This is a genomic window from Streptomyces sp. NPDC040432 (genome assembly GCF_055595445.1).
Window position 1 is genome coordinate 1 of the sequence record NZ_JBVIVP010000052.1, and the last position, 6,916, is coordinate 6,916.

General features: G+C 70.3%; 4 protein-coding genes. 1 reads left to right on the plus strand and 3 read right to left on the minus strand.

Going from position 1 to position 6,916, the window contains the following annotated elements; all coding sequences use genetic code 11:
- Window positions 1-320: 320 nt before the first annotated feature.
- Window positions 321-1,430, minus strand: coding sequence for a ParB/RepB/Spo0J family partition protein (locus ACZ58N_RS38645; RefSeq protein ID WP_471170293.1), 1,110 nt, complete (start codon window positions 1,428-1,430; stop codon window positions 321-323).
- The gene (locus ACZ58N_RS38650; protein WP_471170296.1) at window positions 1,427-2,611 is read right to left on the minus strand and encodes a ParA family protein; all 1,185 of its coding nucleotides are present in this window, start codon (window positions 2,609-2,611) and stop codon (window positions 1,427-1,429) included. The genes ACZ58N_RS38645 and ACZ58N_RS38650 overlap by 4 nt, the downstream gene beginning before the upstream one ends.
- A gap of 483 nt (window positions 2,612-3,094) precedes the next feature.
- Between ACZ58N_RS38650 and ACZ58N_RS38655 the strand changes: the two genes are divergently transcribed.
- On the plus strand, window positions 3,095-4,330 hold the full coding sequence (locus ACZ58N_RS38655; protein WP_471170299.1) for a M48 family metallopeptidase: 1,236 nt from the start codon (window positions 3,095-3,097) through the stop codon (window positions 4,328-4,330).
- 274 nt (window positions 4,331-4,604) lie between these two features.
- Here ACZ58N_RS38655 and ACZ58N_RS38660 read toward each other — a convergent pair whose 3' ends face one another.
- Window positions 4,605-6,602 (minus strand): PE-PGRS family protein, encoded by a 1,998-nt coding sequence (locus ACZ58N_RS38660; RefSeq protein ID WP_471170302.1) that lies wholly within the window; start codon window positions 6,600-6,602, stop codon window positions 4,605-4,607.
- Window positions 6,603-6,916 lie beyond the last annotated feature (314 nt).

The following is a 6,916-nucleotide window of genomic DNA, read 5'->3' on the forward strand; positions in this document are numbered from 1 at the left end:
TCCTGCTCGGCAATTCCCGCCAGACGGTCGGAGCACCTCCGGACTGCCGGCTCGGTGGACGCCCGCTGATCCGACACGGATCGTCAGACAGGCCCCAGCCGGAAAGAGGACGGGCCATTGGCCATGGCCACTCCCCCGCCTGCACGCGCGGTCCGGATGGTCGTGGTCGTCGCTCCTGCCACTGTCGTCACCGTTTCCTCGCCGTCATGGCTGTCGGCGTGGCTGAGGGGGTGCTAACGCCGTTAGCACCCCCTGGGTCCGAAACGTGATTGAGCCCGTCCGGAATTCCGGACGGGCTCAATCAGGTGCGAGCTGCGTGGCTACTCCTCGCCGTGTGCGGCCAGGAGCCGCTCCAGGAGCAGCTCACGCTGTGCGGCGTCCATCCTTTCGAGGATCATCTCGGCGACCTTGATGCCGTCATCCCACGGGAGGCGGGGAACAGATCGAAGGTCCACGAGGAAGGGGACGGCCTCCGGCGTCGAGAACCCACCGTGCTCGGCTGCTTCGTTCGCAGGGAGCTCGGCTTCGACCAGGGCCGGGGCCGGAGCCACGACCGCCGGGGCCGCCGGGGCCGCCGGAGCCACGACCGCCGGGGGTGCCGGAGCCGGGGCCGGCGGGGTGCTAACGGCGTTAGCACCCCGAGGAGCTTCGGCGGGCGCGACGGTCTCCGTACCCGGGTTGCTCTGCCTGCGTCGCTTGGCGGCGGCACGCTTGGCGAGGGCTTCCTCGGCGGCACTCTTTTGCTGCTGCTCGGGAAGCTGGCCGACGTTGCGAGCGATCTCCACCGGAAGGGTTCGGTCCTCGACGGCCGACTGAAGTTCTGGCGTGAGCTTGAGCAGGGCGATGCGTTGGGTGACCCAGGGGCTCGACTTGCCCAGGGCACGCGCAACGGCTCGCTGAGATCCGTGGACGTCGACGAGGCGCTGGAGGGCCTTCGCTTCGTCCAGAGGGTCGAGGTTCTCGTGTTGGACGGCTGCGATGAGGGCCGTCTCAAGAAGGGTGTCGGCGTCCTGCGCGAGGGTGTCGTCGACGTGGACGGGAAGGTCGTCGAGACCGGCGAGGTTCGCGGCGGCCAGGCGTCGGTTGCCGTCGACGACGATGTACGCGGCCTGGCCGATCTGTGCTTCGTGGCCGGGGTGTGCGGCCAGGAAGGCGTGCCGGGTGACGGCGGCGAGGGGCTGGATGACTCCTCGGGACGTCAGGCTGTCAGCCAGGTCCTCGACCGACTTGAGTTCCTCGCGCGGGTTGTAGGGGTTGTGCGCGAGGGCTTCCAGCGGCACGCGGAGCGTCCCGGCGGCCATGGTCGGAGCCTGGTCGGTGGAGGGAGAATCCTGGCCGGCGAACCGTGCGAAGGATGCCGCGCGGCTGCTCATGGGTTGGGCGACCGCGTTGAAGGTGGGGGAGTCGCCGAGCATGTCTGCCTTGCTCATGCGGTCTTCACCCCGCGGGCGATCTGCCTCATCTGGTGGGACTGTTCGCAGTCGGGTGCGTAGTCGAGGAGCGGGCGCTGCTTGCGTACGGCTTCGCGCTGCTCCTTGACGTCGGGGACGACGGCCAGGACCGGGGGAGTACCGAGGGACTTCCACTTGTCCAGGGAGGACGTCGCGATGTAGCCGCGGCGGCTGTCGAACTTGTTGACGACCAGACCGAGCTGCTCGATCTCGATGTCGAAGTCGCGGGAGAGGGAGTCGATCTGCTGGATGAGCATGCCGTACGCCTGGGCCGAGGTGTCCTCGGCTTCCACGGGGATGACGAGTCCGGAAGAGCCGGGCTTCTCCCCGTCACGCTGACGGCCGTAGTTGAGGGCGGCGTCCATGGCGAGACCGAGGCTGGGGGGCGAGTCGACGACGATGACGTCGAAGTGCTCCTCAAGAGGGGCCAGAGCCCGCTCCAGCGCGGCTTCGCGCGGACCTCGGAAAACGGTCAGTCCCGAGTCGAGGAGGAACGCGTCGAACGCGGCGGGCAGGATCCGCAGGCGGTCGGCGAAGCGGTCGCCCCCTATGGCAACGGTGAGGTCGAGCAGTGACTGCTTGGCCTGCTCCCGGTGCAGCATGTGGGTGATGAGGCTTTCTTCGCCGGCGGGGATGGCGGTGAGGCCCAACTGGTGGGTGAGGTGGCCCTGGGGGTCGTAGTCGACGAGGAGGACCCGCAGGCCCCCGACCGCTGCGGAGGCTGCGGCACCCACTGCGGTGGGGTCCTCGGCGAGGGCCTGGGCCAGGCCGGCGGACACGGCTGTCTTGCCGACGCCGCCCTTCTGGTTGCAGACGATGATCCGCCGGGTGGTCCGCTGTGCTTCGGCCGGGTTGTCGGCCAGCCAAAGGACGACGGACTGGGCGAGGCCCTGGATGTAGGAGACGCCTCGTTCCCGGCAGTCGGTCTTGAAGTCCTCGTAGAGGCCCTCGGGGAGGTAGGTGCCGAAGGAGTCGGCGCCGGCCGTGTTGACCGCGGGGAGCTCGTCGCGGCAGTCCCGCCAGGCCTGGATGCCGGAGGCGACCGCGTCCTGCATATCGGTCTGCAGCTGTGCCGCACGGACCTTGAGTGCCTGCTGGAGGTGGGCGGGCAGCTTGGAGGCGAGCTTCTCCCGCTCAGCTCCCGAGTTCGGAGATGACATGCACGGCAGCATACTGCCGTGAAGGCGGATGTCGGTGATCCAATAGAAGCGTTTTGCTAACTTTCTACGGCAGTTGCTACTCCGGTGCTAACGCCGTTAGCACCTCGGCAGGGTGCTAACGGCGTTAGCACCCCCCTCAGAGACCTGGCGCTTGCAGCCAAATAGTCCTGAAATAGGGCGACTTAAAGAAGCCGCAGCACCACCCGGGCATGCCGACCGATGTCGTGCGGGTGGCGACCGAACACCCGCGACGAGGTGGGGGAGTCCGGCCGGCGCCGCCCGGGGGACCAGCCGAACGAGCGGGGTGACGTGATGGCCGGCCCGCGAGTTCGGGCCTTCCGACCCCCTCCTATCCTTCCGGAGACCCCGGGCGCAGGAGCCCGGGCAGGGAGGGGAAGCACAGCAATGAACAGCGGAGAGGCGCCGGCCAGACCGGCCGGACCTGCGACCCGGGAATGTCCCGCATGCGCGGCACCGGTGCCGGTGGACGAGAAGTACGTGGAGTGGTGCGCCGCCTGCGACTGGAACGTGGATCCCAGTGCGCCCGATCCGGAGCCCGGGCGGATCGCGGCCGTGCGCCGGCGCCTCGTCCACCAGCACGGGGAGAAGCTGGCGGCGGACCTGCAACGAGGAGCCGGAACCGGACCGCCCCCGGGTCGGGAAGCCGTATCGGTACTGGCCTTCGCGCTCTCCCTGCTCATCCACGGATTCACCGCGTTGCTCGTGGTGGTAGGCGTGCTGCTGGTGTCGAAGGGTTGGGACGAGGGGCCGCAACCGGCGATCGGCGCCCTGCTGCTCGGCCTGGCGGCGGTCCTGCGGCCCCGTCCGCGGCGCTTGCCCAAGGACGGGCCGGTGCTCCACCGGCAGGACGCGCCGCAGCTGTTCGGGCTGATCGACGAGGTGGCCGCGGCGGTCGGCACGGTCGGCGTCCACACGGTGGTGGTCGAGCCGACCGCGAACGCCGCCGTGACCACTCACGGCCTCCGACAGCGACGCGTACTCCTCCTCGGGCTCGCCCTCTGGGAGATCCTCACCCCGCAGGAACGAGTGGCGCTGCTCGGCCACGAGTTGGGCCACTTCGCCCACGGCGACCTCCGTCGGGGCCGGGTCACCGGGGGAGCGTTGCACGCCCTGACCGTCTGGTACTACATCCTGGAGCCCACGGACCCCGAAGGACTGTTGGACCGGTTCGTCAACGCGTTCACCTTCCTGCCGCGGTGCGCGGTGTACGGGCTGCTGCGGCTGCTCGACACCCTCACCCTGCGGGCCTCGCAGCGGGCCGAGTACCTGGCCGACACGAGTGCCGCCCGGGTCGGATCCTCCGAAGCGGCCGTCGCCCTGCTCGACCGGCTGTTGGTGGCCGATGCCGTCGAGGAGGGGATGCGACGGGAGTCGATCACCGCCAACCGGATCGGTGGCCGCGGCGGACGCGAGGCCCGGGACGCTGCCGAGCACGGACTGTGGTCCCGGCTGGCCGAACGATTCGCTGCGGTTCCGGAACGGGAGTACGAGCGGCTGCGCCGGGCTGCGGCCCTGCGTGGGCACAGCGTCGACTCCACCCACCCGCCGACCCATCTGCGGCGCCGAGTGGTGGCCACGTCCGACCCGTATCCGCCGGTGGTCGTGTGCGACGGCGCGCGCGAGGCGGCCGTCGCCGCCGAGTTGGGGCCGGCCGCCGCCACCTTGGCGCGCCGCGTCATCCGCGACTTCGCCGGATGAGCCCTACCGGTGGCCGGCTGTGGCCCCGGCGGGAACTCCGTACCCCGGTCGGCGCGGCCCCACAACCGCGTGCCGAGCGGGTGCTCCGACCCGACGTCCCTAGGGCCGGTCGTCAAAGTCCCGTCGTCGCCCGGAGGGCGGCCTTGCGGTGTCCGGTGCGTGCTCCCGGTGTGCCGGGCGGAAGCCCGCGTACTGGACGTACTCGGGCTTTCGCCCGGTGCGGCGGGAGTGCGTGCCGGACACCGCAAGGCAGACGGGAGTTTGACGACCGGCCCTAGGCCGTCGGCCGGGTGGTCGGCAGGGGCTGGAGGGACCGGAGCATCCACTCCATGACAGGGACCGGCACTGCCGGGTGCTGAGCAGCAGCCTGCGCGGTGTCCGGATCGCGAAGCAGCCGGACGAGTACACGCGCGGGAAGCCGCGGGTGCCCCACAGCTGCGTGGCACACGTCGGAGTGCGCGTCGTCGAGGAGGCGGACCGCCGAGGTGGCCGTCAGTCGTGGATCTGCTGCGGCGCGCCGGCGTACCTCCGAACTGGTGTCGCGGCTGAACCGCTCCACGAGGTCGGCTGTCGATTCGGGATCGTCGAGGGCCAGTTGGCGCAGGCGGGGGTTCGGATCGTCCGCGTACCGGAGAAGGTCGTGGCGGGGGAAGTTCCGGTGACTACGGGGGCGGTTGGGAGAGCTGAGGCTTCCGGTCCACCAAAGCCACACCCTCAGAAGCATGTCTGCCGGTGCGTCCTCGCAGGACTCCGCCAGGAAGAGCTGGACGACAGGGTCCTCGTCCGCGGCGAGGGCCGCCACGACCTCCGGGGGGAGGTGGCCGGCTCTGGCGACGCTCCTGCGAATGAGGGGGTGGGCGGAGGCTGCGAGGAGGCGCATGGCGTCCGCGCTCCCGTGCAGTGCGGTGACCCACGCGAGCGGGGAGTGGTGGGTTCCCGGATCGAAGCCGTGGCCGATGGCTGCGCGCCGTTCCTCGGTGAGGGCCGGGTGGGTCGCCGCCACGGAGCGCACGTTCTCGTCGGGGTCGGCGGCAAGGGTCTCGACCACGTCCGAGTCGAGACGAGGGTTGCCGGCGAGACGTCGGCGCTGGGTCGGATCCCCGTGCCGGATCAGGTGTTCGGCGAGGTCACGCTCCAGCCGACAGGTTCCGGCAGCTTGGTCGCCGAGCCCCTCGGAGTCGAAGACCACGCGAGACACGGGGTGGTCCTCGTGGTGTCGGAGAAGCGCCGCGACGCGGACCTTGCCGGCGGGGTCACCGAGGAGGGCATTTCTCGTTCGGCCGTCGAGGTCGGGCCAGGCACTCCGGCAGGCGGCGGCTCGCACGTCCTGGCTGGGGTCGGTGGCCAGAGCGACGGCGGGTTGGGCAGGTATGCCGGGCAGGTGGGCGGTCTCTTCGCGGACTCTGCTGGAGGGGTCTCCGGCGAGCTGCTCATATGCCGTGTCGGTGAGAGTGGCGCCTCGCTGTGCCGCGAGCATGGTCAGCATCCATCGGCGCCGGGCGTTCTCTTCACCGAGGATCAGCCGGCTCCACTGGTCCGGCGTCATGTTCGGCTGTGCCTCGGCCAACAGCACTCGAACCTTCCATTCCGGGTGGGTCAGGGCCGCCTCGATCACCGCCGCGGGCATGGGATTCCGTAGGGCGTGGCGCGCCGGGCCCACCAGGCCGCCTCGCATCCCCTCGGGTGTGGACGGGTTGAGCAGCAGGCCATGCGCCCACGACTCACGGATCCGCTCCGGGGGGAGTGGCTCCTGGAGGAGGGACTCCCATGCGTTGGTCCGGTCCGTCTCGGTTTCCCGAGCCGCGGTTCGCGCGGAGGCTTCCAGCCGCTCCTCGATGCGGTCGATGACGGTGAGTTGGAGCTCGTCGTCGGCAAGTGCCGTTGCCAGGAGGGTGTTCCCGTCCATCGAGAGCGCAACGAACGCGGGCTCTCCCAGTCGTTCGGCCAGAACTCTGACGAGGTCCCGGTGATCGGTGAGTCGGACGCGGGTCCAGGACCTGGGCATGCGGTTCGTCGAGCTGTCGTCGACGTCGATCAGGAAGATTCCGTCCTCACCGATCACCCCGTGTTGGACCGCGTGCCGGTGCCACTGCGCGTTGAATTCGGCCATCACGTCCGGCCGATCTGCACACAGCGACACCGACGGCTCGCGCAAGCCCCCCAGAATCAGGCGCCGAGCGGCCGGCACCGGGAGCACCTCCTCGATGCCCAGGCTCCCCACCACTTCCAGCCCGGCACGCCTCAGCAGTTCCACACGTTCTTCTCCGGCCATCACAGGTCTCATCCTGCCCGAGCCGCGTCCGCGCCCAGGGGCCTGGCCCGATCACGAGCCCTCCTGGGCGTCCCGGGCGTCCCCGCGTCACGCTCGCAGGCAGTGGCGTCCGGGCAGGGGAAGCCCCTCCAGGGTGGGACCCCTTCCATGACCCGGCGGAGGCGACTTGCTCACGGGACGCGAAAGCGCCCGGCGGGGGTGTCCCGGCCGGGCGTTCGTGTGTGTGTCTGTTGGGTTCCGCTGGTGGGTCAGTACCAGTGGTGGGTCTGCCAGAAGTTCCAGGCGCCGACGGGGCTGCCGTAGCGGGAGTTCAT